The sequence below is a fragment of the Actinomadura parmotrematis genome, assembly GCF_019458805.1.
Taxonomy (GTDB): Bacteria; Actinomycetota; Actinomycetes; order Streptosporangiales; family Streptosporangiaceae; genus Spirillospora; species Spirillospora parmotrematis.
The window spans coordinates 73,385-99,597 of sequence record NZ_JAIBOA010000002.1 but is presented as its reverse complement, the minus strand read 5'-3'; the positions used below and the strand labels follow the sequence as shown (position 1 = coordinate 99,597).

Sequence of the window (26,213 nt, the reverse complement as noted above, 5' to 3'; positions counted from 1 at the left end):
ACGAGTCCTAGGCCAGGCCGCGGCGGGAGACGGCGGGCGGCCGCGTCCCGCGGATCGAGGCGACCATGTCGAGGACCTGGCCGAGCGCGGCCGCCTGCGGCTCCGGCGCGCGGAACAGCGACGCGCCGAGCCAGGCGTACACCGACGCGGCCGCCAGCAGGCCCGGATCGGGCTCGGGCCCGTCGGCGGTGAGGGTGACGAGGACGGGCCGCCCGGCGGCGGCCAGGGCGCTCACGGCGTCCGCCGGGGGCGCCTCGCCCGCGTCGGCGACACCGGGCGGGACCGGGGAACCGGGCGGCAGCACCCGGTGGTCGTGCGACTCCATACCCCTGATCGTGGCACGATCGTCCTCGGAAGACGCAGACAGAACGGAGCCGAACGTGGTCGTCGCGGTCCTGGTGCTGGCCGGCCTCGCCGTGCTGGGCGCCATCGTGGTGCTCGCCATGGGCCGGGGCGGGGAGCTGGCGCCCCCGCAGCCGGACTACGTGCCGCTGCCGCCGATGGACGGCCGCCCGCTCACCGGCGCGGAGGCGGCGATGCTGCGGCCGCCGCGCGCGCTGTGGGGCTACCAGCCGGCCGTCACCGACGAGGCGATGCGGCGGATGGTGTCCTCGCTCGCCGAGCGGGACGCGCAGATCCACGCGCTGGAGGCGCGGCTCGCGGCGGTCCGCCACCCGGGCGAGGGCGGCGCGACGGCGGCGGACGCGCCGCTGCCGACGCCGCTGCCGTGGGACACCACGGGTCTGGACGCCGCGGGTCGGGACACCGAGGAGGAGGACGCGTGAGCCGGGTCGCGATCCACGCGGAGGCGAGCAGCGCCGCGCCCCCCGACGTCCTGTTCGCCGTCCTGGTGGACTGGCCCCGGCACGCCGAGTGGATGCCGTTCACCCGCGCCGAGGGCGGCCACGGCGTCGGCGCCGACCTCGCGGGGTGGACGGGCGTCGGGCCCGTCGGCTTCCTGGACACCATGGTGATCACCGGGTGGCGGCCGGGCCGCCGCGTCGCCGTCCGGCACACCGGGCGGGTCGTGCGCGGGGAGGCGTACTTCGCGGTGGAGCCCCTGGCGGGCGGCAGCCGCATCGTGTGGGCCGAGGCGGTGGACCTGCCGCTCGGGCCGCTCGGACGGGCCGGCTGGATCGTCGCCGGGCCGGTGGTGAAGGCGTTCATGGGGCTCGGGCTGCGGCGCCTCGCCGCGCTCGCGGCGCGGGATGTCGGACCCGTGCGGTAGGAAGTCCGGGTGAGCGGTGCGATCCTCGGCGAGGACGGGCTGGCGCGCTGCCCCTGGGGGGTGTCGGCGCCCGACTACGTCGCCTACCACGATGACGAATGGGGCCGTCCGGTCCGCGACGACCGCGGCCTGTACGAGCGGCTCTGCCTGGAGGCGTTCCAGTCGGGGCTGTCCTGGCTGACGATCCTGCGCAAGCGGGAGGGCTTCCGGGCCGCGTTCGCCGGGTTCGACCCCGAGAAGGTCGCCGGCTACGGGCCGGACGACGTGGAGCGGCTGATGGGCGACGCGTCCATCGTCCGCAACCGCGCCAAGATCGAGGCGGCGGTCGCCAACGCCCGCGCCGCCCTCGACCTGCCCGGCGGCCTCGCCGCCCTGGTCTGGCGCTACGCCGACCCGGCCGCCCCCGCGCCCGTCACCACCGCCGACGTCCCGGCGGTCACCGACGGGTCCAAGGCGCTGGCGAAGGAGCTGAAGCGCAACGGCTTCAGGTTCTTCGGCCCGACCACCGCCTACGCGATGATGCAGGCGTGCGGCCTGGTCGACGACCACCTCGCCGGCTGCTTCCGGCGCGGGGCCGCGTCACTCGCCGCGGGCGGCGTCCAGGACGGGGACGGCGGCGGCGCGGCGGGCCGGTAGGGCGGACGTCGCGGCGGTGACGGCCGCGGCGGCGAGCGCGACCAGCGGGAGCAGCCACCAGGGGCCGCCGGGCCGCAGGAACGAGCTGCCGGTGGCCAGGTGGATCGCCAGGACCGTCCCGTACGCGGCGCCGCAGCCGAGCAGGGTGCCGAGCAGCACGACCGTCGCCGCCTCCCACCGCACCACCGCGCGGATCTGGCGGGCGGTCGCGCCGACGGCGCCGAGCAGCCCGAACTCGCGGGTGCGCTCGGCGACGCCCAGCGAGACGGTGGTGGCCATGCCGAACAGCGACAGCACGAGCGCCATCGCCAGGAACCCGTAGACCACCTTGAGGCCCTTGGCGACGCCGTCGGCGGCCGCCCGGACGTAGGCCGCGCGGTCCAGGACGCGCGCGCCGGGGACGCCCGCGGCGGCCCGGTCCAGGGCCGCCCGGTCGCCGCCGCGGACCAGGATCACCTGGGCGGGCGCGGCCGGGTCGAGGCGCGCCATGGTGGCGGGGGAGACGATCGCCTGGTCGGCGAACAGGTGCGAGGGGTCGTGGTAGAACGCCGCGACGGTGAGCGCCGTCCGGCCCGCCGCGCCGCGCACGGTGATGCGCTGCCCGGCGCGCAGCCGGCTCCCGTCGCGGACGGCCGAGGACACCGCGACCTCGCCGGGCCGCAGCGCCGGGACGTGCCCGCCGAGCCGCAGGTACCCGGCCGGGGCGCCGCCGGTGACCAGCAGGTGGACGGGCTCGGGCGGCTCGTCGGGATCGGTGCGGCGCGGCGGCGGGTCCGCCAGCTTGACGTCGGTGGCGGTGAGCGCGGCCGCGCCGGTCACGCCGGGCACCGCCCGCATCCGGTCCACCAGTTCCAGCGGGAGCGGCGCGCCGCTGCCCGACGTCGCGCCGTTGCCCGCGCCCGCCGCCGTGACGGCGTGGTCGGCGTGCATCACCTGGAGCCCGGCCTCCGCGAACCGCTGGTGCACCGACAGCATCACCAGGGCGGTCGCCGTCGCGGTCGCGACGCCGAGCATCAGCGAGGACGCGGCGGCCGACACTCGGCGCGGGCTGCGCCGGACGGCGGCGCGGGCGAGGCGTCCGGGCTCGCCGCCCGCGGCGTGCGCGAGCCGGCCGACGAGGCCGCCGAGGGGGCCGGCGAAGAACGGGGCGAGCACGGCGAGGCCGGCGACCGCCACCACCCCGCCCATCATGACCATGATGGCGGAGCCGACGGTCCGCTCGATGCCGGGCGGCTCCTCCGCCTGGACCGCGAAGGAGATGGAGCCGAGGCCGCCCGCGAGGGCGAGCACCAGCAGCGCGCCGAGCAGGCGCGGCCAGCGCCGCCCCACCGGGTCGTCCGCCGCGTCCCGCAGCGCCTGCATCGGGGTGACGCGGGCGGCGCGCCGCACGGACCGCCAGGCCGCGAGCTGGGTGACGACCACGCCGGCGGCGGCCGGGACGAGCAGCGTGATCCAGCCGGCCGGGATCCGCCCGGCCGACACGTCGAAGCCGTCGTCGGCGAACAGCCGCGTCAGCAGCGCCGCGATCGGGTAGCCGAGCGCCGTCCCGGCGACGCCCGCGAGGAGCCCGAGGAGCAGCACCTCGCCCCTGATGAGCCGCTTGAGCTGGCGCGGCGTCGTGCCGAGCGCGGCGAGCAGCGCGAGCCGCCGGGTGCGCTGGCGGACGAGCGTGCCGAAGGTGTTGGCGATGACGAACAGGCCGGTGAAGACCGCCATCGACGCGATCGCCGACAGCGCGCCGCCGAGGGACGCGCCCGTCGCGGACGCCTCGTCGCGCTGCTTGCGGCGGACGTCGGCGGCGCGGCGGACGGTGGCGTCCGGGACGGTGAGGCCGGGCGCGGAACCCTTCACCCACACGCTCTGCCAGGTGCCGGGCGGCAGCCCCGCCGCCGCGCGGACCGTCTCGGGCGGGGCGAGCACGAGATCGCCCGCGGCGACGGCGGCGCGCCCCTGAACGGTGACGATCCCGACGACGCGGACCTTCCGGGCGGCCTGCGGCAGCAGCAGCGTGAGGTCGGCGCCGGGCCGGTCCGCCATGTGCCGGACGACGGCGACCTCGCCGTCGGCGGCGGGCGCCCGCCCCGCGACGATCGTGTACGCGCCGAGCGGCGTGCCGATCCACGGCCGCAGGTAGGTGGAACCGCCGACCGGCGGCGTGATCGTCTTCCCGCGCGAGACGGCGGTGACGGGCACCATGGCGTCCCCGGCGGCGGCCCGCACGCCGGGCCGCCCGGCGACCGCGTCGAGGCGGACGCGGCCGTCCGGCGGCGCGTACAGCTCGTCGGGATCGACGGTGCCGCCCTGCACGAGCACGTCGGCGGCGGCGTACTCGCTGGCGTTGCCGCCCGAGACGGCGTCCTGGGCGCGCAGCGTGAACTGCAGCGACCCGGCGATGAGCCCGACGGCGAGCGCGGCGGCCGCCATGGTGGCGAGCAGCCGGGCCCAGCCCTCGGCGAAGGAGCGGCGCGCGATCAGCCACACGGTTCAGCCCTCCAGCCGGCGCATCGCGGCGTGCACGGTGTCGGCGGTCGGCGCGTCCAGGCTCCCGGCGATGCGGCCGTCGGCGAGGAACAGCACGCGGTCGGCGTGCGCGGCGGCGACCGGGTCGTGCGTCACCATGATCACGGTCTGGCCGAAGGCGTCCACCGCCTGCCGCAGGAACGCCAGCACCTCGCCGCCCGAGCGCGAGTCCAGGTTGCCGGTCGGCTCGTCGGCGAACAGCACGTCGGGGCGGGTGAGCAGGGCCCGCGCGACGGCGACGCGCTGCTGCTGGCCGCCCGACAGCTCGGCCGGCCGGTGCCGCAGGCGGGCGCGCAGGCCGAGCGAGTCGACGAGCGTGTCGAACCAGGCGCGGTCGGCGCCGCGGCCCGCGAGCCGCCCGGTGAGGCGGATGTTCTCCTCGGCCGTCAGCATCGGCAGCAGGTTGAACGACTGGAAGACGAAGCCGAGGCGGTCGCGGCGGAGGCGGGTGAGGGCGGGCCGCGACAGCGCCGTCAGGTCGACGTCCCCGACGAGCACCGTCCCGGAGGTGACCGCGTCCAGCCCGGCCATGCAGTGCATGAGGGTGGACTTGCCCGACCCCGACGGTCCCATGATCGCGGCGAAGGCGCCGCGCGGGAAGGCGGCGGAGACCCCGCCGAGCGCCGTCACCGTGCCCGCGCCCGTCCCGTAGGACTTCACCACCTCGCGCGCGACGGCGGCCGGGCGGGCGCCCGTCCCGGCCTCGGGGACGGCGGCGGGGGAGGGCGGGGCGCTGCGTCGGCTCATGCCCTCAAGCCAACCCGCGCGCGCCGCCCCGCACACTGGCGCCGCCCCGCCACCTCACCCGGGGGCTGCCCCCACCCCCGCGTCCCTGTGACCGGGTGGTCGCTGCTCGTCGAGATGCGGCGTGTTGCGCATTGGGAGCGCTCCCATAGGGCAACACGCCGCATCTCGACGGGGGGTGACCGGGTGGTCAGGAGGCGTTGACGATCTTGCCGTTGGCGGTGTCGAGGAGAGGCGGCGGGTAGGCGAGGGCCGCGCGGCGGTCCGGCGGCAGCTCCCAGGGGCGGTGCACCTCGCCGGCGTCCAGGCCGGCGAGCTCGGGGACGTGGCGGCGGACGTAGGCGCCGGACGGGTCGAAGCGGGCCGCCTGGCGCAGCGGGTTCAGCACCCGGTTCGGGCGGGTGTCGTTGCCGGTCCCCGCGACCCACTGCCAGTTCCCGGCGTCGTTGGCGAGGTCGCCGTCGGCGAGCAGCCGGTCGAAGTGGGCGAGGCCGTGCCGCCAGTCCACCCGCAGGTTGCGGGTGAGGAACGAGGCGGTGATCATCCGGGCCCGGTTGTGCATCCGGCCCTCGCGGGCGAGCTGGCGCATCCCCGCGTCCACGATCGGGAAGCCGGTGCGGCCCTCCCGCCAGGCGGCGAGCGCGTCCTCGTCGTCGTGCCAGGCGCCGTCGCGCGGCCGGTAGTCGCGGCGGCCGATCGCCGGGAAGGCCGCGGTGACCTGGTAGAGGAAGTCGCGCCAGGCGAGCTGGCGGGCGAACGGCTCGCCGCCCTCGCGGCGCGCCGCCGCGGCCAGCTCCAGCGGCGACACGCAGCCGAACCGCAGGTAGGGGCTGAGCTGCGAGGTGAGCTCGCCCGCCAGGTCGTCGTGGTTGCCGTCGTAGTCGCCCAGCAGGTCGCGGAGCCAGGCGTGCGCGCGCTTCCGGCCCGCCGTCTCGCCGCCCTCGGCCAGGTCCGGGGACGCGCCGGCGGCGAACGCGCGGGCGATCGCGTCGAGTTCGACGCCGTCCGCCTGCTCCACCGGCGACAGCCCGCCCGGCAGGTCGGCGAGCGGGCGCCACGTCGCGTCGCTCCACGCCCGCCAGTACGGGCCGAACACCCGGTAGTGGTCGCCGCCCCCGCCGGGCCGCAGGTCGCCCGGCGGGACGACGGTGAGGCCCGGGTGGGCCGTGACGCCGATCCGCTCGGCCGCGGCGAGCTCCTCCAGCCGGGCGAGGCGCCGGGACGCGTGCCCGCTGACGTCGCCGGCCAGGTGGATCTCGCCGGCGCCGGCCTGCCGGGCGACGCGCACCGCCTCCTCGGCGGGATCGCCGCGCCGCAGCAGCAGGCCGCCGCCGCGCGCGCGCAGCGAGGCGCGCAGGTCGTCCAGCGCGTCCAGCAGGAAGCGCGCCCGGTTCGGCGACCGGGAGAGCAGGGCGTCGTCGAACACGAACAGGGGAACGACGGTCCCGGCGCGGCACGCGGCCGCGAAGGCGGGATTGTCGTGCAGCCGCAGATCGCGGGTGAACAGCATGATCGAGGTGTCCATCGGCGGGAATTCGCCGCCGCGCCGCGCTCCGGTTGCAACCGTCCCCCGTTCCGGCCGCGAAGAGCCGAGTATGGGGCCTAAAGTGTGTGCACTCGTCCAGGGAGGGGAGCAGGTGACCGGCGTCGGCTGGAGCGTGGGCGCGGTGGCGCGCCGCCTCGGCATCGCGCCCTCGACCCTGCGCACCTGGGAGCGCCGCTACAACATCGAGCCGTCCCGGCACACCGAGGGCGGGCACCGCCGCTACGACGAGACCGACGTCGCCCGGCTGGAGCTGATGAACCGGCTGATCCTCGGCGGCGTGCCGCCCGAGGAGGCGGCCCGCAGCGCCCTGGCGGCCGGCCCCGAGGAGCTCGCCGAGCCGCCCGCGCCGTCCAGCGTCGTGCCGTCCGGCCCGGCCTGGGGCGCGGGCGGCAACCGGCTCGCGGTGCCCGATCCGACGCCCGCCACCCGCAAGCTGGCGGGGGCCGCGATGAAGATGGACCCGGTGGCGATGCAGGACCTGGTCTGGGAGTCGATCAGCACCGTCGGGGTGGCCCGCACCTGGCAGGAGCTCCTCACCCCGGTGCTCGTCGGCATCGGCGAGCGGCAGGCCGCGTCCGGCCGGTACGTCGAGGTCGAGCACCTGCTGTCGAGCTGCGTGCAGAGCGCCCTGTCGGCGGTGCTGGCGATGGCCGACCCGCCGCTCACCACCCGCCCGGTGCTGCTCGCCTGCGCCGCCGACGAGCAGCACAGCCTGCCGGTGTACGCGCTCGGCGCGGGCCTGGCGGAGGAGCGCGTCGGGGTGCGGGTGCTCGGCGCCCGGATGCCCTACCGGGCGCTCGGCGACGCGATCGGCCGGCTCGGCCCGGCCGCGGTGTTCGTCTGGTCGTCGATGGCGGCCACCGGCGACCCGCTGCCGCTCGCCGACCTGCCCGCGACCCGCCCCGCGCACCGGCTGATCGTCGGCGGGCCCGGCTGGCGGGAGGCCGGGCTGCCGGCCGGGGTCCGCCGCGTGCACGCCTACCAGGACGCGCTGCAGGCGCTGCGGAGCGCCGTCGGCGCCGGTTGATTTACCCACCCGTTGCCTCACTCCGGTTGCGGCTTCCCGCTGTTCAGGTTATGAACAAGTTTCGAGCAGCTTTTTCGGGTGAGGAGTCGGGCCATGGGATACGGGACGATGGTCGGCACGGCGGCGGGCGCGGCGGGCACCGCCGTGGTCGCGGCGCGCCTCGCCGCGGGTGACGAGCGGGCGCTCGCGGAGTGCCACGCCGCGCTCGCCCCGGCGCTCCGCCGCTACCTGCGCCGCAAGGTGCCGCCCGACCTGGTCGACGACGTCATCCAGTCGGTGCTGATGGAGCTCTGGCGCTGCCGCGAGCGGTTCCAGCAGGGCCGCAGCTTCGAGGCGTGGGCGCTCACCATCGCCCGCCGCCGCGCCATCGACCACCTGCGCGCCCGCCCGCCGGCGGCGCTGCCGCTCGCGGCGGCGGCCGAGCGCCCCGCCGCCCGCGGCGCCGGGGAGCTCGCCGAGGGGGTGGCGCTCCGCCAGGACGTGCGGCGCGCCCTCGCCGCGCTGCCCGACGCCCAGCGCGAGGCGATCGTGCTGGCCTACTACGAGGACCTGACGCAGCGGGAGATCGCCCAGCGGCTCGGCGCGCCGCTCGGAACGATCAAGGCCCGCACGGCGCGCGGCCTGCACCGGCTGAGCGTCCTGCTCGCCGCCTGACCGGCCGCCGGAGGGGGAAGGACACCATGCTGATCCAGCCGATCCCGAAGCAGGAGCACGCCCGCCCGAGGCTGGCGGTGTCGAGCTGCCTGCTCGGCGAGCAGGTCCGCTACAACGGCGGCCACAGCCGCCACCGCTACCTGACCGACGCGCTCGCCGCGCACGTGGACTGGGCGCCGGTCTGCCCGGAGATGGAGATCGGGCTCGGCACGCCCCGGCCCACGCTGCGGCTCACCACCGACACCGGCGCCGTCCGCATCACCACCCGCGACGGCGACCGCGACCACACCGACGCCATGGAGGCGCTCGCCGACGACCGCGCGGCGGGGCTGACCGGCCTGGACGGCTGGATCCTGAAGTCCCGGTCGCCGAGCTGCGGCCTGCGCGGGGTGTCGCGCTACAAGGGCGGCATGCCCGTCGACCGGACCGGCACCGGCGTCTTCGCCGCCCGCATCCGGGAGCGGCACCCGGACCTGCCGATCGAGGAGGACGGCCGGCTGAACGACCCGGTGCTGCGCGAGCACTTCGTCGCCCGCGTCTTCGCCCACGCCCGGCTGCGCGCCCTGCTGGCGGGCGACTGGACGCCGCGCGCCCTGATCGCCTTCCACTCCGCGCACAAGCTGCAGATGCTCGCCCACGACCCGGCCCGCTACCGCGAGGCGGGGCGGCTCGTCGCGCAGGCCGGCGGCCTGCCCCGCGACGAGCTGGCGGCCCGCTACGCCGCGGTCTTCGCGGCGGCGTTCGAGGTGCGGCCGAAGCGCGGCCGGCACGTCAACGCGCTGCTGCACGTCTACAGCCCGATGAGCCGGGTGCTGGACGAGGCCCGCCGCCGCGACATCACCGAGACCATCGACTCCTACGGGCGCGGCGAGGTGCCCCTGGAGGTGCCGCTCGCGCTGCTGCGGCACCACGCTCGCGGCGAGGACATCGCCTACCTGGACGCCCAGACCTATTTCGAGCCCTTCCCGCGCGAACTGGTCCCCGCGACCCGCTGACGCCGCACGCGCCGCCCGGCGCTTCTCAGCGCCCCTGGCTCAGCGCCCCTGGAAGGCGGGCCGCTCCTTGGCCAGGAACGCCTCGACGGCGCCGCGGTGGTCGGCCGTCGCCGCCGCGTCCTCCTGCAGCTCGGCCTCGCGCTCCAGCGCGGCCGCCAGGTCGGAGCCCGCGGCGAACGCGAGCGCGTCCTTGGTCAGCCCGTAGGCGGCGGTCGGCCCCGCCGCGAGGCGCGCGGCGAGCTCCAGGGCGGTGCCGGCGAGCTCCCCGGCGGGCACCACCCGGGCGATCATGCCGATCTCCAGGGCGCGCGGGGCGGTGATCCGCTCCCCGAGCAGCAGGATCTCGGTGGCGCGCGCCCGGCCGACGAGGCGCTGCAGCGTCCAGGAGACGCCGCTGTCGGGCGCCAGCCCGACCCCGCCGAACGCCGGCACGAACGAGGCGCCGTCGGCGGCCACGACGAGGTCGCAGGCGAGCGCGAGGCCCATCCCGGCGCCCGCCGCGACGCCGTTGACGGCGGCCACCACGGGCTTGCGCATCGCGGCGATGCCGAGCACGACGGGGTTGTAGTGCTCGCGGACGGTGCCGTTCAGCCCCCGCCCGTCCCGCAGGTGCCCGGCGTGGCCCTGGAGGTCCTGGCCCGCGCAGAAGGCCCGCCCCGCACCGGTGATCAGCACCGCGCGGGCGGCCGGATCGGCGGCGGCGCGCTCGACGGCGGCGCGCAGGGCGTCCTTGGTGGGGTCGTCCAGGGCGTTCATCGCGGCCGGCCGGTCCAGTGTGATGATCGCCACACCCCGGTCCAGCGCGTACTGCACGGTCTCGGCCATCTCGCCCTCGCAATTCCGGTCGCGGCACCTGCGCCCAACGATCGTGCACGGCGGCCGCGCCGGGCAACCCGGGGCGCCCCGGAACCCCCAGCCCGCAGGGCCTCTGATGTGTGCGGGCGGACGATCTGGAGGCTGATCGTTACCACTTCGCGCCCGGAACACGAGATAATGGACCACTACTGAGGACGCGGATACGAACAGGCGGCCACGCGGCCACGCGGTGCCCCGCGGCGCCACGCGGTCCTAAGGGCAGGAAGGGGAGCACGCATGGCGGCGATGAAGCCGCGGACGGGAGACGGTCCGCTCGAAGTGACCAAGGAGGGCCGCGGCATCGTCATGCGGGTCCCGCTGGAGGGCGGCGGCCGCCTGGTGGTCGAACTGACCCCTGACGAGGCCAAGGAGCTCGGCGCCGCCATCAAGGGCGTCGTGGGCTGACGGCCTTTCTGCGCGCTTTGGACACGGCGCGGGCTCCGGCGGCCAGGCCAGGCCGGGCCCCGCGCCGTTCGCATGATCGAGGGGGAGTGACCAGGTAATGCCGATCCAGACCCGGGTCCGGGCCGCGGACGGGCGGCTCTCGCAGGTGGCGGCCGAGCTGTACGCGGTGCCGGTGCGCGCCGGCGGCGCGGCGCCCGCCGCCGAGATCGCCGAGGGCCAGCCGTTCGCGCTGGACGAGGTGCTCGCGCTGCACGGCGCCAAGGGCGAGCCCGGTGAGATCGTCTCGACGCCGGTCCGGCTGGACGGGACGGTCCGCGAGCTGCTGCTGTACGGCGTCGGCGAGGCCACCCCCGCCGACCTGCGCCGGGCGGGAGCCGCCCTCGCGCGGCGCGGCCGCGGGCACGGCGCGCTCGCCGCGGGCGTCCCGGACGGCGACCTCGCCGCGTTCGTCGAGGGCGCGCTGCTCGCCTCCTACACCTTCACGATCGGCGAGCCGCCGAAGAAGGCGCCGCTGGAGACGCTGCTCGTGCTGACCGAGGCCGGGCCCGCGGCGGGCGCGGACGCCCTCGCGCGCGGGACGGCGGTCGCCGAGGCCGCCGCGCTCGCCCGCGATCTCGCCAACACGCCGTCCAGCGTCAAGAACCCCTCCTGGCTGGCCCTGCGGGCCGAGGAGATCGCCTCGGGCGCCGGGCTCACCGTCCGCGTCCGCGGCGAGAAGGAGCTCGCCGAGGGCGGCTTCGGCGGCCTGCTCGCGGTCGGCGCGGGCTCGGCGAGCCCGCCCCGCCTCATCGAGGTCGCCTACGACCCGGGCGGCGCCGACCGGCACATCGTCCTCGTCGGCAAGGGCATCACGTTCGACTCCGGCGGCCTGTCGCTGAAGCCGAACGAGGGCATGAAGACGATGAAGACCGACATGGCGGGCGGCGCGGTCGTCCTCGGCGTCCTGTCGGCGCTCCGCGGCCTCGGCGTCCGCGCCAAGGTCACCGGCCTCGTCGCCGCCGCCGAGAACATGCCGTCCGGGTCGTCGATGCGCCCCGGCGACGTGATCACCCACTTCGGCGGGACGACCTCGGAGGTGCTGAACACCGACGCCGAGGGCCGCCTCGTCCTCGCCGACGCCCTCGCCTACGCCGATGCCGAGCTCGACCCGGCGGTCGTGGTGGACGTGGCGACGCTGACGGGCGCCGCCAAGGTCGCGCTCGGCCTGCGGCACGGCGCCCTGTTCGCCAACGACGACGCCCTCGCCGCCGCGCTCACCGCGTCCGGCGCCGCGTCCGGCGAGCCGCTCTGGCGGCTGCCGCTCGTCGAGGAGTACCGCGCGGCGATCGACTCCGACGTGGCCGACATCAACAACATCGGCCGCGGCGGCTACGGCGGCGGCGCGATCACCGCCGCGCTGTTCCTGCGCGAGTTCGTCGGCGGCCGCACCTGGGCCCACCTGGACGTCGCCGGGCCCGGCCGCGCCACCGCCGACGACGCCGAGCTCACCCGCGGCGCCACTGGCTTCGGCGTCCGCCTGCTGCTGGACTGGCTGGCCGCCTAGCCGGCGCCCGCCAGGAGCCCCCCGGAGAAATCCGGGGGGCTTTTTCCGTCCGGCACCAATCCGCCGTCCCGGCCGCTCCGAATGACGGTCATGAGGGATGAGGGAACGCGGCCGGGGCCGCTGATCGCGGCACTGTCCGGCGTGCTCGCCGGGGCGGTCGCGCTCGGCGTCGCCGAACTCGCCGCGGCCCTCGTGCGGCCCCAGGCGGCGCCGCTCATCGCGGTGGGCGGCGCGGGCATCGACCGCACGCCCGAGTGGCTGAAGGACTTCGCGATCCGCACCTTCGGCACCCACGACAAGCAGGTCCTGCTCGGCGGCCTCCTGGCCGGGGCGATCGTCCTCGCCGCGCTGCTCGGCCTGCTCGGGCGCTTCCGGCGCGTCCCGGCCGCCGCCGGGCTCGCCCTGTTCGGCCTGGTCGGCGCGATCGCGGCGCTGACCAGGCCGGACGCCGGCCCCGCCGACGCGCTCCCGACGGTGATCGGCACCGTCGCGGGGATCGCGGCCCTCCTGCTGCTCCTGCGGCACGGCGCCGAGGAGAGCGACGGCACTGGCCGCCGCGCGTTCCTCGCCACCGCCGGCGGCGCCGTCGCGGTCGCCGCCGTGGGCGGGATCGGCGGGCGGCTGCTCGCGGGCCGCAAGAGCGTCGGGAGGCTGCGCGCGGACGTCCGCCTGCCCGCCCCGGCGAAGCCCGCCCCGCCGCTCCCGGCGGGCGCCGACCTGCGCGTCCCCGGCCTCACGCCCTTCACCACCGCCAACAGCGGCTTCTACCGCGTCGACACCGCCCTGGTGCTGCCGCAGGTCGACCCCGCCGCATGGACGCTGCGCGTGCACGGCCTGGTCGACCGGCCCTTCGAGATCACCTTCGACGAGCTGCTGCGCCGCCCGCTGGAGGAGCACGACATCACGCTGACCTGCGTGTCCAACGAGGTCGGCGGCCCCTACGCGGGCGAGGCCCGCTGGCTGGGGTTCCCGCTCGCCGCGCTGCTCCGCGAGGCGGGCGTCCGGGCCGGCGCCGACCAGGTCTTCTCCCGCTCCACCGACGGGTTCACCGTCAGCACCCCGATCGAGGCGGTGCTCGACGGCCGCGCCGCGCTCCTCGCCGTCGGCATGAACGGCGAGCCGCTGCCCGTCGCGCACGGCTTCCCCGCCCGCCTGGTGGTGCCCGGCCTCTACGGCTACGTGTCGGCCACCAAGTGGGTCACCGACCTCAAGATCTCCCGGTTCGCCGACGACCGGGCGTACTGGACGAAGCGCGACTGGGCCGACCACGCGCCGATCAAGACGATGGCGCGCATCGACCTGCCGAGGGCGTTCGCCGAGCTGAAGCCGGGCCGGGTGCCCGTCGCCGGCGTCGCCTGGGCGCAGCACTGCGGCATCTCCGCCGTGCAGGTCCGCATCGACGGGGGCGCGTGGCGCGACGCCAAGCTCGCGCCCGTCCCCAACACCGACACCTGGCGGCAGTGGTTCCTGGAATGGGACGCCGCTCCCGGCAGCCACCGGATCGAGGCCCGCGCCGTCGACGGCACGGGCGCGCTCCAGGTGGAGAAGCGCGCCGACCCGTTCCCGGACGGGGCGTCGGGCTGGCAGTCGACCGTGGTCACCGTCCGGTGACCGCGACCAACGGAGAAGGAGAACGATCATGAACGCTCGCATCATCGGCACCGCCGCGCTGACCGCCGGACTCGCCTTCGGCCTCGTCGGCTGCGGGAGCGGCGACGACAAGACCTCCAACGCGGTCGCGGGCAAGGCGAGCTCGGCGGCGTCCTCGATGAGCGGCTCCCCGGCGGCCTCGCAGCCGTTCGGCCCGGCCTGCTCGTCGGTGCCCTCGTCCGGCAAGGGCAGCTTCGCCGGCATGGCCGAGGACCCGGTCGCCACCGCCGCCTCCAACAACCCCGCGCTGTCCACCCTGGTCACCGCGGTGAAGAAGGCCGGCCTCGTGGACACCCTGAACTCCGCGCCGGCCCTCACGGTGTTCGCGCCCACCAACGACGCCTTCGCCAAGATCCCGAAGAAGACGCTGGACGCGGTGCTCGCCGACAAGAAGAAGCTGACCGACATCCTCACCTACCACGTGGTGCCCGGGAAGCAGGCCCCGGCGGCCCTGGACAACGGCAGCTTCAAGTCGCTCCAGGGGGGCACGGTCACCACCATGGGATCCGGCACCTCCTACAAGGTCAACGACACCGCGAACGTGGTGTGCGGCAACGTCCAGACCCGCAACGCGACGGTGTACATCATCGACACCGTCCTGATGCCGAAGTAGGCGGACGGGACCGATGGCAGGCACAGCGCCCGGAGAGGGCGCGGACGGGACGGGGGACGGGCTGCGCGTGGTGCCCGCTCCTCACCGGCGCGACCCGCGCGGCCGCGCCGGCCGCCCGCCGGACGCCCTCGCCCGGCTCGTCGGCCGCGTCGCCAAGGGCGACGAGGACGCCTTCGCCGAGCTCTACGACGAGGTGTCCGGCCCGGTGTACGGCCTCGTCGTGCGGGTCCTGCGCGACCCCGCGCAGTCCGAGGAGGTCGCCCAGGAGGTGCTGGTCGAGCTGTGGCGCACCGCGTCGCGGTTCGACCCCGCCCGGGGCGGCGCCATGGCCTGGGCCATGACGATCGCCCACCGCCGCGCCGTCGACCGGGTCCGGTCGGCGCAGGCCGCCACCGACCGCGAGGAGCGGGCGCACCGGCCGGACGGGCCCGCCTTCGACGAGGTGACCGAGCAGGTCGAGGCGCGGCTGGAGGCCGAGCGGGTCCGGCGGTGCCTCGGCGGCCTCACCGAGCTGCAGCGCGAGTCGGTGACGCTCGCCTACTACGGCGGGTACACCTACCGTGAGGTGGCCGAGCTGCTGGCCTGCTCGCTCGGCACCGTGAAGACCAGGATGCGGGACGGGCTGATCAGGATGCGCGACTGCTTGGGGGTGAACCGATGACGCACGCATCGCAGACGGTGCACACCCTGGCGGGGGCCTACGCGCTGGACGCGCTGGACCCCGCCGAGCGGGCCGAGTTCGAGGCCCATCTCGGCGAGTGCGACACCTGCGCCGAGGAGGTGCGGGGCCTGCGGGAGACCGCGGCGCGCCTCGGGACGGCCGCCGCGCGGCCCGCGCCCGAGGCGATGCGGGCGCGCGTCCTCGCCGAGATCGCGCAGACCCGGCAGGTGCCGCCGCACGTCACCGCCGAAGCGGCGGAGGAACGGGACGAGCTCGCGGCCGCGCGCGGCCGCCGCGCCCGCCGCCGGCGCGTCGGGACGGCGCTGCTCGGCGCCGCCGCGGCCGCCTGCGTGGCGGTCGCCGCCGTCTCCGGCGCCGCCGCCTACCGCGCCGAGCAGCGCGCCGACCGCGCCGAGGCGCAGGCGGCGCGGCTCCAGGCCGACGCCGACCGCGTCAACGGGGTGCTCGCCGCCCCCGACGCGCGGGCCGTGACGGACACCGTCACGAGCGGCGGCCGCGGCACCGTCGTGGTGTCGCGGGCCCAGGGCCGGGCCGTGGTGATCATGTCGGGGCTGGCGGCGGCGCCCGCGGCCCGCACCTACGAGCTCTGGCTCATGGGCGAGGGCGACCCGCGGCCGGCCGGGACGATGGCGACCGCGTCCGCGCCGGTGCTCGTCACCGGCGTCGGCGAGGCCACCCAGGTCGGCATCACGGTGGAGCCGGCGGGCGGGTCGCCCGCCCCGACCACCCGGCCGATCTTCGCGGTGGGGCTGCCCGCCTGACGGCCGGCGGGAGCGGGAGCGGGGTCAGCGGGAGCGGCGGTCCACCACGGGCAGGGGCCGCCGCGCCCGGATCTGCTTGACCAGCTCGGGCAGCGTCACGTCCCAGCCCGGCTGCACGAGGACGCACCACTCGTGGGCGCGGCCCGCGCCGGCCGGGAGCCCCGCCGACGGCGGGATGTCGCTCAGCGTCAGCGCGACCAGCATGGGGCGGTCGGCGGTGCGGGCCAGCTCGGTCAGCTCCGCCGACCGCAGGAACACCAGGTGCTCCTGCTCGCCGCGCCGCCTGCCCTCCACGCCGCGCCGCAGCGCGGCCAGGGAGTGCACCTCGTCCCACGGCAGGAACCGGTCGGCGCGGCGCGGCAGCGGCCAGCGGGCCGGGCGCCGCACCCCGCCCTCCTCCAGGACGAGGACGGGCCGGCGGGCGAGCAGCGCCCCCGCCGACAGCAGCGTCCCCGCGCCGAACAGGACGAGGCCGACGGCGCCGAGCGCGAGGAAGGCGGCGCCGCCGACGCCGGCGTCGCCGAGCAGGCCGCCCGCCACGAAACCGGCCGACGCCAGGACCAGGAGCACGCAGGCCAGGAGCTGCCCGGCGGCCCGCCAGGTGGGGCGGGCGCGGACCGGCAGCGGCGCGGGGGGTGCCGCCCGAGTCACCGGATCACGCCTCGCGCTTCACCGCGCAGAGCAGCCCGTCGCCGACGGGCAGCATTAGCGGGACGAGGCGCTCGTCGTCGCGCACCATCCGGCCGACCTCGCGGATCGCCTCGGTCTCGGCGTCGGTGCAGGCCGGGTCGGCGACCCGGTCGCCCCACAGGGCGTTGTCGAACGCCACCACGCCGCCGGGGCGGAGCAGCCGGAGCGCGGCGGTCAGGTACTCGGGGTACTCGGTCTTGACCGCGTCGCAGAACACCATGTCGTAGGCGCCGTCGGTGAGCCGCGGCAGCACCTCCAGCGCCCGCCCGACGATCATGCGGGTGCGGGACGCGCCGAGCCCGGCCTCGCGGTAGGCGGCCTTGGCGACGCGCTGGTTCTCGTGGTCGACGTCCACGCTCGTCAGCACCGCGTCGCGGGCCATGCCGCGCAGCAGCCAGATGCCCGAGACCCCGCAGCCGGTGCCGATCTCCACGACGGTCCGGGCGCCGATCAGCGTGGCGAGGAAGCGCAGGGCGGCGCCGCCCGCCGGCCCGATCGGCGCGGCGCCGACATCCTCTCCCCAACGCCGGGCGTCAAGGAGCGGTTCGTCTTCGGGGAGGAATTCCTCCACGTAGGCCAGGGTGGCCTGAATGGCGTCGATGGCTTGCCTCCTCGGGGAACCCCCGCCTGGCTCATGCTGCAAAGACCATATCGCTGACGGGGAACCATCTGGAGTTACCGCGCGTTCAAACGAACGATGGCGTCCACCCCTCGCCGGGTGGGCGGGTCGAGCCCCAGCCCAGGCGCGACCGTGTCGTTCCATGACGACAGCACCGCTCATCAGGAAGGAAGCCCCGGCACCATGGGAGTGGCAGCACTGACGTTCAAGGGCGCCGCATCGGCCCGCGCCTCCGGGCGGGAGAACGCCCCCGAGGCGGACTGGGCCCCGCCGTCGTGGGACGAGGTCGTCCAGCAGCACTCGGCCCGCGTCTACCGCCTGGCCTACCGGCTGACGGGCAACCAGCACGACGCCGAGGACCTCACGCAGGAGGTCTTCGTCCGGGTGTTCCGCTCGCTGTCGAACTACACGCCGGGCACCTTCGAGGGCTGGCTGCACCGCATCACCACGAACCTGTTCCTCGACGGGGCGCGCCGCAAGCAGCGCATCCGCTTCGAGGGGCTGGCCGACGACGCCGCCGAGCGCCTCCAGGGCCGCGAACCGACCCCGGCGCAGGCGTTCGACGAGCGCAACTTCGACGCCGACGTGCAGGCCGCGCTGGACGCGCTCGCCCCCGAGTACCGGGCGGCGGTCGTCCTCTGCGACATCGAGGGCCTGTCCTACGAGGAGATCTCGGCGACGCTGGGCGTGAAGCTCGGCACCGTGCGCAGCCGCATCCACCGGGGCCGCGCGCAGCTGCGCGCCGCCCTGGAGCACCGCGCGCCGGGCCGGCGCGCCGCCGAGCCGGAAGGCGCGTGACCGCCCGAACGGGTATCTTCGCCCGCGCGTGAGGAAAGTGAAGGACTGGGGAACCGCGTGAGTTGTCTGGGGGAACGTCTGACCGCGCTGGTCGACGGTGAGCTGGATCATGAGGAGCGCGAGGCCGCGCTCGCCCACCTCGCCGCCTGCGCCGGCTGCCGGGCCGAGGCCGACGAGCTGCGCCGCCTGAAGGGCCGCCTGCGCGGCCTCGCCGCGGCGCCCCCGAGCGACCCCGACGGCGACCGGCCGTCCCCCGACCTGATGGCCCGGCTGCACGCCCTCGGTCCCCCCGAGCCGCCCGCGCCGCCGCGGCAGGCGCCGCGCCGGTCCCGGCAGTCCCGCCCCGCCGCGGCCCGGCCCCACGACAACCGGCCCGCCGCCCGCACCGGCCCCGGCGGCACCGCCGTGCTGCCGCGCGCGGTGCGCCGCCGCGCCATCGCGGTCGGCGCCGCCACCCTCGTCCTCGGCCTCGGCACCGGCGCCTACGCCGCCGGCGGCCGCCAGGACCAGCAGACGGTGAGCCCGGCCTTCCAGCGGTTCGCGGTCGAGCACGCCGTGGTCACCGGCGACACCCCGATGACCGACCCGCTCACCGACCCGAGCACCGTCCGGACCGCCGTCCCGTTCTCCCCGGAGCCGTGACCGCCCTGCCCGGCCCCTGCCACGCCCGGCCGGTGACGCTGGTCACGGGCGTGGTCGTCTGCGCCGTCGCGGTGGCGGCGCTCACCGGCGACGCCCGCGCGGCGCGGCGGGTCCGCGCCAGCGACCCCGAGGCCGTCGCGCTGCTCCGCAACGCCGCCGGCGCCGCCCGGCACGTCCCCTACCGGGGACGGCGGGCGGTCACCACGTGGGGCTCCACCGTGCCCCGCACCACCGAGAGCGTCGTCGCGCACACCCCCGGGACGGCGGCGGGGCCGCCCGACACGCTCGGCCTGCTCACCCGCAACTACACCCTCGTGCGCGCCGCCGACTCGGCGGTGTGCGGGCGCACCGCGCACGTCGTGGAGGCGCGCCGCGCCAACGGGTCCACGGCGGGCCGGTTCTGGCTGGACGTCGAGACGGGCCTGATGCTGTACCGCGAGCTGATCGACGCCCGCGGCCGCCCCGTCGTCACCAGCGGCTTCACCGAGGTGCGGATCGACCGGCCCGGCCCCGGCAAGGCCGCCTACACCACCGAGGCCGAGGCCGAGCCCGCCCCGGCGCCCGCCGTCGCCGCCTGGGCCGACGTGCTGGACCCCGGCGAGCTCGCCGGGCTGCGCGCGCGCGGCTGGCCGCTGCCCGCCGCCCTGCCCGGCCGCCTCAGCCTCTACGACGCCCGCCGGAGCGGCCCGGTCGTCCACCTCAGCTACTCCGACGGGCTCGCCGCGGTGTCGGTGTTCGTGCAGCGCGGCGCCCTGGACCCGCGCGGCGTCCGCGGCTGGGACCGCGCCGCCGGGCCCGGCGGCCCCGTCTACAGCCGCGAGGCGGCCCGGCACTGGGCGGTGGCGAGCGGCGACGGGTTCGTCTACACGGTGCTGACCGAGGAGCCGGAGTCCACCGCCGAGGCGGTCGCCGTCGCGCTGCCGCACGAGCGGTCCCCGCTGCGGTCCCGGATGGGGCGCGGGATGCGCAGGCTAGGCTCCTGGATCAACCCGTTCGACTGACCGGTCCGCGCGGACCGGTCTTACGTCCGCCACATGCCCGGCAGGGCAGAGTGAGCGGCGTTGGATCAGACGACCATGCTCGGTAGGAGATGGGGATGACGGAAGACAGCCGCGGGCCGGAACGGGAGCCGGGGGAGCCGGGCGACGACCGGGCCCCCGGGACCGCGGGCGAGTCGCGCCGGGACGTCCCGGCGGCGGCCGGCGGTCCCCAGCCGACGATGGTCGACCAGGACATCGAGGTGCTGCGGCGGCCCGAGCCGTCCGACGACGCCGTCGACGACGCGCCCGGTGGCGCGGGCGGGGTCGACCTCGGGAAGGCGCCCGCCGGGTCCGCCGAGGAGGGCGACCGGCTGGTGGCCGGCTTCGCCCCGCCCGACGGGCCGGCCGGGCGGCCGGCCGCCGCGACCCCGGAGCAGCCGCAGTACGGGCAGCAGGAGTACGGGCAGCAGGAGTACGCGCCGCAGAACCAGGGGCCGCAGAGCCACGCCCCGCAGAACCAGGGGCCGCAGCAGTACGCGCCGCAGCCCTACCCGCAGGACGACCGCGCCGCCGCCTACGCCGCGGCGCAGGGCGTCCCGCCCGCCGAGGACGGGCGCCCGCGGCCCGGGTTCGTCCCGCACGACCAGCCGCACGACCCGCGCGGCGGCAACCCCTACGGCTGGCCGCAGCAGCGGTCCCCGCAGCCCCCGCCGCCCGGCGCGCCCGGCCCCGGCGGGCCCGGGGCGCCGCCGCCCGGCGGGCCGCGCCCCATGCAGGGGTACGGGCAGCCGCCGTCCGGCCCGAACTGGGCGCCGGTCCCGGCGCCGCCGCCGTCCTCGCGGAGCGGCCCCGGGTTCGGGCTGCTCGCGGTGATGGCGCTGCTCGTCGCGCTCGTCGCGGGCGGCGTCGGCGCGGGCATCGGCGTGATGGCCGCCGACGACGACGGCGGGCCCGGCGGGCTCGTCAGCGGCTCCGACAGCGGCGGCGGCACGGTGCAGAGCCGCCCGCCGGACTCGGTCGCCGGCGTCGCGCAGAAGGTGCTGCCGAGCGTCGTCATGATCCGGGTCCGCAGCGGCCAGGGCGAGGGCGCCGGCACCGGCTTCATCGTGAACGGCGGCTACATCGTCACCAACAACCACGTGGCGTCGATGGGCGCCAACGGCGGCCAGATCGAGATCGTCTTCAACGACAAGAAGACGCTGCCGGCGACCATCCGCGGCACCGACCCGAGCTCGGACATCGCGGTGCTGAAGCCGACCGGCTCGCACTCGATGCCGGCGCTCACCGCGGGCGACTCCGCCAAGATCGCCGTTGGCGACCCGGTGATCGCGATCGGCTCGCCGCTCGGCCTCCAGGGCTCGGTGACGACCGGCATCGTGTCGGCGCTGAACCGCGCCGTGCCGACGCAGGGCGAGAACGGCGCGGACGGCGCCTACCTCAACGCCATCCAGACCGACGCCGCGATCAACCCCGGCAACTCCGGCGGCCCGCTGGTGAACGGCAAGGGCCAGGTGATCGGCATCAACACCGCCATCGCCACCCTGAACAGCGGCCAGGGCTTCGGCGGCCAGGAGAGCGAGAGCGGCTCGATCGGCCTCGGCTTCGCCATCCCGATCAACCAGGCGCAGCGCGTCGCCAACGAGATCATCAAGTCCGGCACGGTCCGGCAGGCCCGGCTCGGCGTGCTGCCCGACCCGAACTCCCAGGGCGGCGCGAAGATCCTGAGCCAGGCCGTGCAGGGCCAGGACCCGGTCACCAAGGGCGGCCCGGCCGACAAGGCCGGCCTGAAGCCCGGCGACCTGATCACCAAGGTGAACGACCAGCCGATCGAGGACGCCTCGGACCTCATCGCGCAGATCCGCAGCAAGGCCCCCGGCGACAAGATGAAGATCACCTACCAGCGGAACGGCAGGGAGGCCACCGTCGAGGTGACGCTCGGCTCGGCCTGACCCCGGCAGGACCCGGCGTCACCGGCGGGTGGGGGGCGGTTCGGCCGCCCGCCACCCGCCGGTCACGTCCCGGCCGGACGCCGCCGGATCGTCCGGTATGGGGGATCGGATCCGGTTGTCGCGAGGGATATCCTGGGCCCACCCGACCCGTCGGGGCCGGTCACCTGCCCGTGTGGAGGACGCGTTGTTCGACGTCGGAATCGGCGAGATGGCGGTACTCGTCGTGCTGGCCCTGCTGATCTTCGGGGACAAGCTGCCCCAGGCGGCGGGGCAGGCCGGGCGGGCGCTCCGCCAGCTCCGCCAGATGGCCAACAGCGCCAAGGCCGACCTTCAGGAGAACCTCGGCCCGGAGTTCAAGGACTTCGACATCGCCGACCTCAACCCCAAGACGTTCGTCCGCAAGCACCTGCTGGACGACGACGCCCCCGTCGCCACCGGCTACAACGGCTCCCTGTACGACGGCGCGGCGTCCTACGCCTCGTCCCCGGGCGGCCTCGACTACGGCGCGCGGCCCCCCTACGACAACGAGGCGACCTGAGCCCCCTCCCAGCATGCGGAAGGCCCCGCACCGGACGTCCGGTGCGGGGCCTTCCGCATGCGCGGCAGGGCTACAGGCGGCCCTTGGGGGCGATGCCGAGGGACATGCCGGCGAGGCCGCGGGACCGGCCGCCGATCTTGTCGGCGATGGTGCGGAGCTCCTTGGCGGCCTCGGCGTCGGGGTCGGCGAGCACCAGCGGCGTGCCGTTGTCGCCGCCCTCGCGGAGGCGCGGGTCGAGCGGCACCTGGCCGAGCAGCGGCACCTGCGTGCCGAGCGTCCGGGTGAGCGCGGCCGACACCGCCTCGCCGCCGCCGGTGCCGAAGACGTCCTGGCGCTCGCCGCAGTGCGGGCACGTCAGGTAGGACATGTTCTCGATGACGCCGACGACCTGCTGGTGGGTCTGCGCGGCGATCGCGCCGGCCCGCTCGGCCACCTCGGCGGCGGCCTGCTGCGGGGTGGTGACGACGAGGATCTCGGCGGACGGCAGGAGCTGCGCCACCGAGATCGCGATGTCGCCGGTGCCCGGCGGCAGGTCCATCAGCAGGATGTCCAGGTCGCCCCAGTAGACGTCGGCGAGGAACTGCTGGAGCGCGCGGTGCAGCATCGGGCCGCGCCAGACGACCGGCTGGTTCCCGGCGGTGAACATGCCGACCGAGATGACCTTCACGTCGTGCGCGGTCGGCGGCAGGATCATGTCCTCGACCTTGGTCGGCGGGTGCTCCACGCCGAGCATCCGCGGCACCGAGTGGCCGTAGATGTCGGCGTCGACGACGCCCACCTTGCGGCCCTGCGCGGCGAGCGCGGCGGCGAGGTTCACGGTGACCGACGACTTGCCGACGCCGCCCTTGCCGCTGGCGACCGCGTAGACCTTGGTGAGGGAGTTCGGCCGGGCGAACGGGATCTCCTTGACGGCCTCGCCGCCGCGGAGCTTGGTCTGCAGCGCCTTGCGCTGCTCCTCGTTCATCACGTCCAGCTCGACCCGCACGGAGGTCACGCCGGGCAGCTTCGCGACGGCCTCGGTGACGTTCCGGGTCAGGGTGTCCTTCATCGGACAGCCGGCCACGGTCAGGAAGATGCCGACCGCCACCGTGCCGTCCGGCGCGATGTCGACGCTCTTGACCATGTCGAGCTCGGTGATGGGTTTGCGGATCTCAGGGTCGTTGACCGTGGCGAGCGCCGCGGACACCTGCTCGGTCGTCAACTGGTGGGCCATGACCCCCATGGTATGAACTCCGGCGGCTACCCGTTACCACCGGGAGCCAAACCACGCCCGCCCGGCACGTCGCGGCAGGTGGGCGGCCCCCTCCGGGCGCCCCGGCGGGGTCCGGGTGACCCGTCTCACGCGCCGCCCGCCCGCTGCCCGGTGGCCGCGACCGGCCACCGGCCCGGCCCGGGGCGGTGGCCTGGCGGTGCCCCGCGGCCGGGCCGCGCGGCCTGCGGCGGGAGCGGCATCGCACCAGGTCGCGGCCTGGACGTACGATCGTCGGGTGACGACCCCGCCCGCCTCGATCTCCACCGCCGAGCTGACCGTCTGGCGCGCGATGCTCCGCGCCCAGGTGCAGATCTCCCGCCGCCTCCAGGCCGACCTGCTCGCCGAGCACGACCTCGCGCTCGGCTCCTACGACGTGCTGCGGCACCTCGGCGAGGCGCCGGGCGGGCGGCTGCGGATGAACGACCTCGCGGGCCGCGTCCTGCTGTCGCGGAGCGGCCTCACCCGCCTGGTCGACCGCCTCCAGCGCGACGGGCTGGTCGACCGCGAGTCCTGCGCGAGCGACGCGCGCGGCCTGTTCGCCGTCCTCACCCCCGCCGGGCGCGAGCGCCTCGACGCCGCCACCCCCGCCTACCAGCACGGCGTCCGCGAGTACGTGCTGAGCCGCCTCGACGACGCCGACCTGCGCGTCTTCGGCGAGATCCTCGACAAGCTCGCCGACGAGCCCGCCCCGGCCGCCCTCTGACGCGCCCCGCGCCCGCACGGGTCAGGCGAACGGGTCGCGGGGCCGCTCCTTGGCCTCCAGCTCCTTGATCATCTGCTGGAGCTCCGAGCGCAGGAAGTCGCGGGTGGCGACCTCGTTCAGCGCCAGCCGGAGGCCCGCGATCTCCCGGGTGAGGTACTCGGTGTCGGCGATGCTGCGGTCGTTGCGGGCGCGGTCCTGCTCGTACTGCACGCGGTCGCGGTCGTCCTGCCGGTTCTGCGCGAGCAGGATCAGCGGCGCCGCGTAGGACGCCTGGAGCGACAGCATCAGGGTGAGGAAGATGAACGGGTAGGGGTCGAACCGCATCCCGGCCGGCGCGACCAGGTTCCAGACGATCCAGACCGCCACGAACACCGTCATGTAGACGAGGAACCGGGCGGTGCCGAGGAACCGGGCGATGCGCTCGGACAGGCGGCCGAACGACTCGGAGTCGTAGGAGGGGCGCGGCAGCAGCGTGCGGCGGACCTCGCGGGGCTGGTCGAGGCGGTCGCGGGGGCTCGTCACCGGGCGCCGCCCATCCGCCGCATGACCTCTTCGCCGCCGGGCGCGGGCGCGGCCGGGGCGTCCATCGCGATCTCGCGCCAGTCCTCGGGCAGCAGGTGGTCCAGGACGTCGTCGATGGTGACGGCGCCGAGCAGGTGCCCGTTCTCGTCCACGACGGCGCCCGCCACGAGGTTGTAGGTGGCGAGGAACGTCGCGACGTCCTGGAGGTCCATGGTGGGCCGCAGCGGGTCGAGCTCGCCGTCCACGATGCCCGACACCAGCGTCGGCGGCGGCTCGCGGAGCAGCCGCTGGAAGTGCACGGTGCCGAGGAACCGGCCCGTCGGGGTCTCGGTCGGCGGCCGGCACACGTAGACCTGCGCGGCGAGCGCGGGGTTCAGGTCGGGGTTGCGGATCTGGGCGAGGGCCTCGGCGACCGTCGCGTCCGGGGGGACGACGACGGGCTCGGTCGTCATGAGGCCGCCCGCCGACTCGTCGTCGTAGGTGAGCAGGCGGCGGACGGGCGCGGCCTCGCGCGGCTCCATCAGGGTGAGCAGCGCCTCGCGCTGCTCGTCCGGCAGCTCGCCGAGCAGGTCGGCGGCGTCGTCGGGGCCCATCGCCTCCAGGACGTCGGCGGCGCGCTCGTCCTCCAGCTTGCCGAGGATCTCCACCTGGTCGTCCTCGGGCAGCTCCTCCAGGACGTCGGCGAGGCGCTCGTCGTCGAGGGCGGCGGCGACCTCGGTGCGGCGCTTGGCGGGCAGCTCGTGCACGATGTTGGCGAGGTCGGCGGGCTTCATCTTCTCGAACGCCGCGATCAGCCCGGCGGCGCCCTGCCCGTGCTCGATCGCCGAGAAGCCCTCGACGGCGTCCCAGTCGACCACCATCGACTCGCCGCGGCGGCGCCGGAGGCCCCGGCCGGTGGTGCGGCGCACCGCGATCTTGCCGACCAGCCAGTCGCGGGTGCGGGTCGGCTCCATCGACACGTCCACCACCGACACCGGGTCGCCGGACCCGCGGAGCCGCACGGTGCGGTCCAGCATCTCGGCGATGACGAGCGTCTCGGACTCGCGCTGCTGGAAGCGGCGCATGTTGAGCCGCCCGTTGAAGATCACCGCGTCGGCCTCGATCACCGTGACCCGGGTGATCGGCAGGAACACCGGGCGGCGCGGGCCGACCTCCACGACCAGGCCGAGGACGCGCGGCGGCCGCGCCCCGAGGCGGAGCGCGACGACGACGTCGCGGAGCCGCCCCACCTGGTCGCCGGCCGGGTCGAACACCGCGACCCCGGCCAGCCGGGCGATGAACACCCGCGTCGCACCTGCGCTCATGCGCTGAGCGTACCCATGATCTTCGAGGTCATCCGGGGCGGGCGCCGCGCCGCGTGTCACATCCGCGGCCCCCGCCTCGTCCTCCTGGCGACGGCGCCTCGCCCCGGGGCGCTGGGAAGGAGACGCCGCCATGGCCCGCATCTCCCTCGACCCGCCCCGCACGCCGCTGTACCGCCTGCTCGCCGCGGTCACCGACGAGCTGACCGCCGCGCTCCGCGGTTTCCTGGACGAGCGGCAGCTCGTCGAGCTGATGTTCCTGGTCGCGGTCGAGAACCTGCGGTCGCGGTTCAACGCCGCCGCCGGGCTGGCCGGGCAGGGCTTCCGGGACCGCTGCGAGATCCCGGCGGGGGCGTGAGA

General features: G+C 76.4%; 29 protein-coding genes. 19 read left to right on the top strand and 10 right to left on the bottom strand.

Annotation, left to right across the window (positions count from 1 at the left end):
• Window positions 1–7: 7 nt before the first annotated feature.
• Window positions 8–325 carry a hypothetical protein gene (locus K1Y72_RS03255; protein WP_220163080.1) on the bottom strand — a complete coding sequence of 106 codons (318 nt, stop codon included), beginning with the start codon at window positions 323–325 and terminating at the stop codon, window positions 8–10.
• 55 nt (window positions 326–380) lie between these two features.
• Here K1Y72_RS03255 and K1Y72_RS03250 point away from each other — a divergent pair, with 55 nt between their 5' ends.
• The 3 genes from K1Y72_RS03250 to K1Y72_RS03240 are packed head-to-tail and all read left to right on the top strand — an operon-like array spanning window position 381 to window position 1,864.
• Window positions 381–785: a hypothetical protein gene (locus K1Y72_RS03250; RefSeq protein ID WP_220163078.1), complete on the top strand. Its 405-nt coding sequence runs from the start codon at window positions 381–383 to the stop codon at window positions 783–785.
• Window positions 782–1,228 (top strand): SRPBCC family protein, encoded by a 447-nt coding sequence (locus K1Y72_RS03245; protein WP_220163077.1) that lies wholly within the window; start codon window positions 782–784, stop codon window positions 1,226–1,228. Before K1Y72_RS03250 ends, K1Y72_RS03245 begins: the two co-directional genes overlap by 4 nt.
• A gap of 9 nt (window positions 1,229–1,237) precedes the next feature.
• Window positions 1,238–1,864: a DNA-3-methyladenine glycosylase I gene (locus K1Y72_RS03240; RefSeq protein ID WP_220163076.1), complete on the top strand. Its 627-nt coding sequence runs from the start codon at window positions 1,238–1,240 to the stop codon at window positions 1,862–1,864.
• Here K1Y72_RS03240 and K1Y72_RS03235 read toward each other — a convergent pair.
• From K1Y72_RS03235 to K1Y72_RS03225, 3 genes are all read right to left on the bottom strand, one after another.
• Window positions 1,808–4,345 (bottom strand): FtsX-like permease family protein, encoded by a 2,538-nt coding sequence (locus tag K1Y72_RS03235; RefSeq protein ID WP_220163075.1) that lies wholly within the window; start codon window positions 4,343–4,345, stop codon window positions 1,808–1,810. The genes K1Y72_RS03240 and K1Y72_RS03235 overlap by 57 nt on opposite strands.
• Before the next feature lie 3 nt (window positions 4,346–4,348).
• Window positions 4,349–5,131 carry an ABC transporter ATP-binding protein gene (locus K1Y72_RS03230; RefSeq protein WP_220163074.1) on the bottom strand — a complete coding sequence of 261 codons (783 nt, stop codon included), beginning with the start codon at window positions 5,129–5,131 and terminating at the stop codon, window positions 4,349–4,351.
• Window positions 5,132–5,318: 187 nt separating this feature from the next.
• The gene (locus K1Y72_RS03225; RefSeq protein ID WP_220163073.1) at window positions 5,319–6,653 is read right to left on the bottom strand and encodes a cryptochrome/photolyase family protein; all 1,335 of its coding nucleotides are present in this window, start codon (window positions 6,651–6,653) and stop codon (window positions 5,319–5,321) included.
• Between the two features lie 112 nt (window positions 6,654–6,765).
• Between K1Y72_RS03225 and K1Y72_RS03220 the strand changes: the two genes are divergently transcribed.
• The 3 genes from K1Y72_RS03220 (at window position 6,766) to K1Y72_RS03210 (ending at window position 9,350) form a co-directional block, all read left to right on the top strand.
• A complete protein-coding gene (locus tag K1Y72_RS03220) occupies window positions 6,766–7,701 on the top strand; it encodes a MerR family transcriptional regulator (protein ID WP_308286860.1) in 936 nt (311 codons plus the stop codon).
• Between the two features lie 93 nt (window positions 7,702–7,794).
• Entirely contained in the window at window positions 7,795–8,355 is a 561-nt protein-coding gene (locus K1Y72_RS03215; protein ID WP_258571866.1) for an RNA polymerase sigma factor, read from the top strand.
• A 26-nt stretch (window positions 8,356–8,381) separates the two neighbouring features.
• The gene (locus tag K1Y72_RS03210; RefSeq protein WP_220163072.1) at window positions 8,382–9,350 is read left to right on the top strand and encodes a YbgA family protein; all 969 of its coding nucleotides are present in this window, start codon (window positions 8,382–8,384) and stop codon (window positions 9,348–9,350) included.
• A 39-nt stretch (window positions 9,351–9,389) separates the two neighbouring features.
• Here the strand turns inward: K1Y72_RS03210 and K1Y72_RS03205 are convergent, their stop codons facing one another.
• Window positions 9,390–10,175: an enoyl-CoA hydratase-related protein gene (locus K1Y72_RS03205; RefSeq protein WP_220163071.1), complete on the bottom strand. Its 786-nt coding sequence runs from the start codon at window positions 10,173–10,175 to the stop codon at window positions 9,390–9,392.
• 267 nt (window positions 10,176–10,442) lie between these two features.
• Between K1Y72_RS03205 and K1Y72_RS03200 the strand changes: the two genes are divergently transcribed.
• The 6 genes from K1Y72_RS03200 to K1Y72_RS03175 all read left to right on the top strand — a co-directional run bounded on the left by K1Y72_RS03200 (window position 10,443) and on the right by K1Y72_RS03175 (window position 15,859).
• Complete coding sequence (locus K1Y72_RS03200; RefSeq protein WP_220163068.1) at window positions 10,443–10,610, top strand: DUF3117 domain-containing protein; 168 nt, start codon at window positions 10,443–10,445, stop codon at window positions 10,608–10,610.
• A 97-nt stretch (window positions 10,611–10,707) separates the two neighbouring features.
• Window positions 10,708–12,153, top strand: coding sequence for a leucyl aminopeptidase family protein (locus K1Y72_RS03195; protein ID WP_220163066.1), 1,446 nt, complete (start codon window positions 10,708–10,710; stop codon window positions 12,151–12,153).
• A 90-nt stretch (window positions 12,154–12,243) separates the two neighbouring features.
• Complete coding sequence (locus K1Y72_RS03190; protein ID WP_220163064.1) at window positions 12,244–13,764, top strand: molybdopterin-dependent oxidoreductase; 1,521 nt, start codon at window positions 12,244–12,246, stop codon at window positions 13,762–13,764.
• A gap of 28 nt (window positions 13,765–13,792) precedes the next feature.
• Window positions 13,793–14,416, top strand: coding sequence for a fasciclin domain-containing protein (locus K1Y72_RS03185; protein ID WP_220163062.1), 624 nt, complete (start codon window positions 13,793–13,795; stop codon window positions 14,414–14,416).
• 13 nt (window positions 14,417–14,429) lie between these two features.
• Complete coding sequence (locus K1Y72_RS03180) at window positions 14,430–15,077, top strand: sigma-70 family RNA polymerase sigma factor (protein ID WP_220163060.1); 648 nt, start codon at window positions 14,430–14,432, stop codon at window positions 15,075–15,077.
• Entirely contained in the window at window positions 15,074–15,859 is a 786-nt protein-coding gene (locus K1Y72_RS03175) for an anti-sigma factor (RefSeq protein ID WP_220163057.1), read from the top strand. Before K1Y72_RS03180 ends, K1Y72_RS03175 begins: the two co-directional genes overlap by 4 nt.
• A 24-nt stretch (window positions 15,860–15,883) precedes the next feature.
• Here K1Y72_RS03175 and K1Y72_RS03170 read toward each other — a convergent pair whose 3' ends face one another.
• Together K1Y72_RS03170 and K1Y72_RS03165 are read right to left on the bottom strand one after the other, a co-directional pair.
• The gene (locus tag K1Y72_RS03170; RefSeq protein WP_308286859.1) at window positions 15,884–16,510 is read right to left on the bottom strand and encodes a hypothetical protein; all 627 of its coding nucleotides are present in this window, start codon (window positions 16,508–16,510) and stop codon (window positions 15,884–15,886) included.
• Window positions 16,511–16,514: 4 nt separating this feature from the next.
• Window positions 16,515–17,120, bottom strand: coding sequence for an O-methyltransferase (locus K1Y72_RS03165; RefSeq protein ID WP_220163055.1), 606 nt, complete (start codon window positions 17,118–17,120; stop codon window positions 16,515–16,517).
• 231 nt (window positions 17,121–17,351) lie between these two features.
• On the opposite strand from K1Y72_RS03165, the gene sigE reads away from it, so the two are divergent.
• The 5 genes from sigE (at window position 17,352) to K1Y72_RS03140 (ending at window position 22,075) form a co-directional block, all read left to right on the top strand.
• The gene (sigE, locus tag K1Y72_RS03160; protein WP_220163053.1) at window positions 17,352–17,966 is read left to right on the top strand and encodes an RNA polymerase sigma factor SigE; all 615 of its coding nucleotides are present in this window, start codon (window positions 17,352–17,354) and stop codon (window positions 17,964–17,966) included.
• 57 nt (window positions 17,967–18,023) lie between these two features.
• Complete coding sequence (locus tag K1Y72_RS03155; protein ID WP_220163051.1) at window positions 18,024–18,608, top strand: anti-sigma factor family protein; 585 nt, start codon at window positions 18,024–18,026, stop codon at window positions 18,606–18,608.
• Complete coding sequence (locus K1Y72_RS03150) at window positions 18,605–19,609, top strand: sigma-E factor regulatory protein RseB domain-containing protein (protein ID WP_220163049.1); 1,005 nt, start codon at window positions 18,605–18,607, stop codon at window positions 19,607–19,609. The genes K1Y72_RS03155 and K1Y72_RS03150 overlap by 4 nt, the downstream gene beginning before the upstream one ends.
• A 95-nt stretch (window positions 19,610–19,704) precedes the next feature.
• On the top strand, window positions 19,705–21,537 hold the full coding sequence (locus K1Y72_RS03145; protein WP_258571865.1) for a trypsin-like peptidase domain-containing protein: 1,833 nt from the start codon (window positions 19,705–19,707) through the stop codon (window positions 21,535–21,537).
• 184 nt (window positions 21,538–21,721) lie between these two features.
• Complete coding sequence (locus K1Y72_RS03140) at window positions 21,722–22,075, top strand: sec-independent translocase (RefSeq protein WP_220163048.1); 354 nt, start codon at window positions 21,722–21,724, stop codon at window positions 22,073–22,075.
• A gap of 70 nt (window positions 22,076–22,145) precedes the next feature.
• Here K1Y72_RS03140 and K1Y72_RS03135 read toward each other — a convergent pair whose 3' ends face one another.
• Window positions 22,146–23,288, bottom strand: coding sequence for an Mrp/NBP35 family ATP-binding protein (locus tag K1Y72_RS03135; RefSeq protein ID WP_220163047.1), 1,143 nt, complete (start codon window positions 23,286–23,288; stop codon window positions 22,146–22,148).
• A gap of 274 nt (window positions 23,289–23,562) precedes the next feature.
• Between K1Y72_RS03135 and K1Y72_RS03130 the strand changes: the two genes are divergently transcribed.
• Window positions 23,563–24,030 carry a MarR family winged helix-turn-helix transcriptional regulator gene (locus K1Y72_RS03130; protein ID WP_308286858.1) on the top strand — a complete coding sequence of 156 codons (468 nt, stop codon included), beginning with the start codon at window positions 23,563–23,565 and terminating at the stop codon, window positions 24,028–24,030.
• Between the two features lie 21 nt (window positions 24,031–24,051).
• Here the strand turns inward: K1Y72_RS03130 and K1Y72_RS03125 are convergent, their stop codons facing one another.
• Both K1Y72_RS03125 and K1Y72_RS03120 read right to left on the bottom strand, forming a co-directional pair.
• Window positions 24,052–24,552: a DUF1003 domain-containing protein gene (locus tag K1Y72_RS03125; RefSeq protein WP_220163046.1), complete on the bottom strand. Its 501-nt coding sequence runs from the start codon at window positions 24,550–24,552 to the stop codon at window positions 24,052–24,054.
• Complete coding sequence (locus K1Y72_RS03120; protein ID WP_220163045.1) at window positions 24,549–25,856, bottom strand: magnesium transporter MgtE N-terminal domain-containing protein; 1,308 nt, start codon at window positions 25,854–25,856, stop codon at window positions 24,549–24,551. Before K1Y72_RS03120 ends, K1Y72_RS03125 begins: the two co-directional genes overlap by 4 nt.
• Before the next feature lie 130 nt (window positions 25,857–25,986).
• Between K1Y72_RS03120 and K1Y72_RS03115 the strand changes: the two genes are divergently transcribed.
• Window positions 25,987–26,211 (top strand): carboxymuconolactone decarboxylase family protein, encoded by a 225-nt coding sequence (locus K1Y72_RS03115; protein WP_220163044.1) that lies wholly within the window; start codon window positions 25,987–25,989, stop codon window positions 26,209–26,211.
• Window positions 26,212–26,213 lie beyond the last annotated feature (2 nt).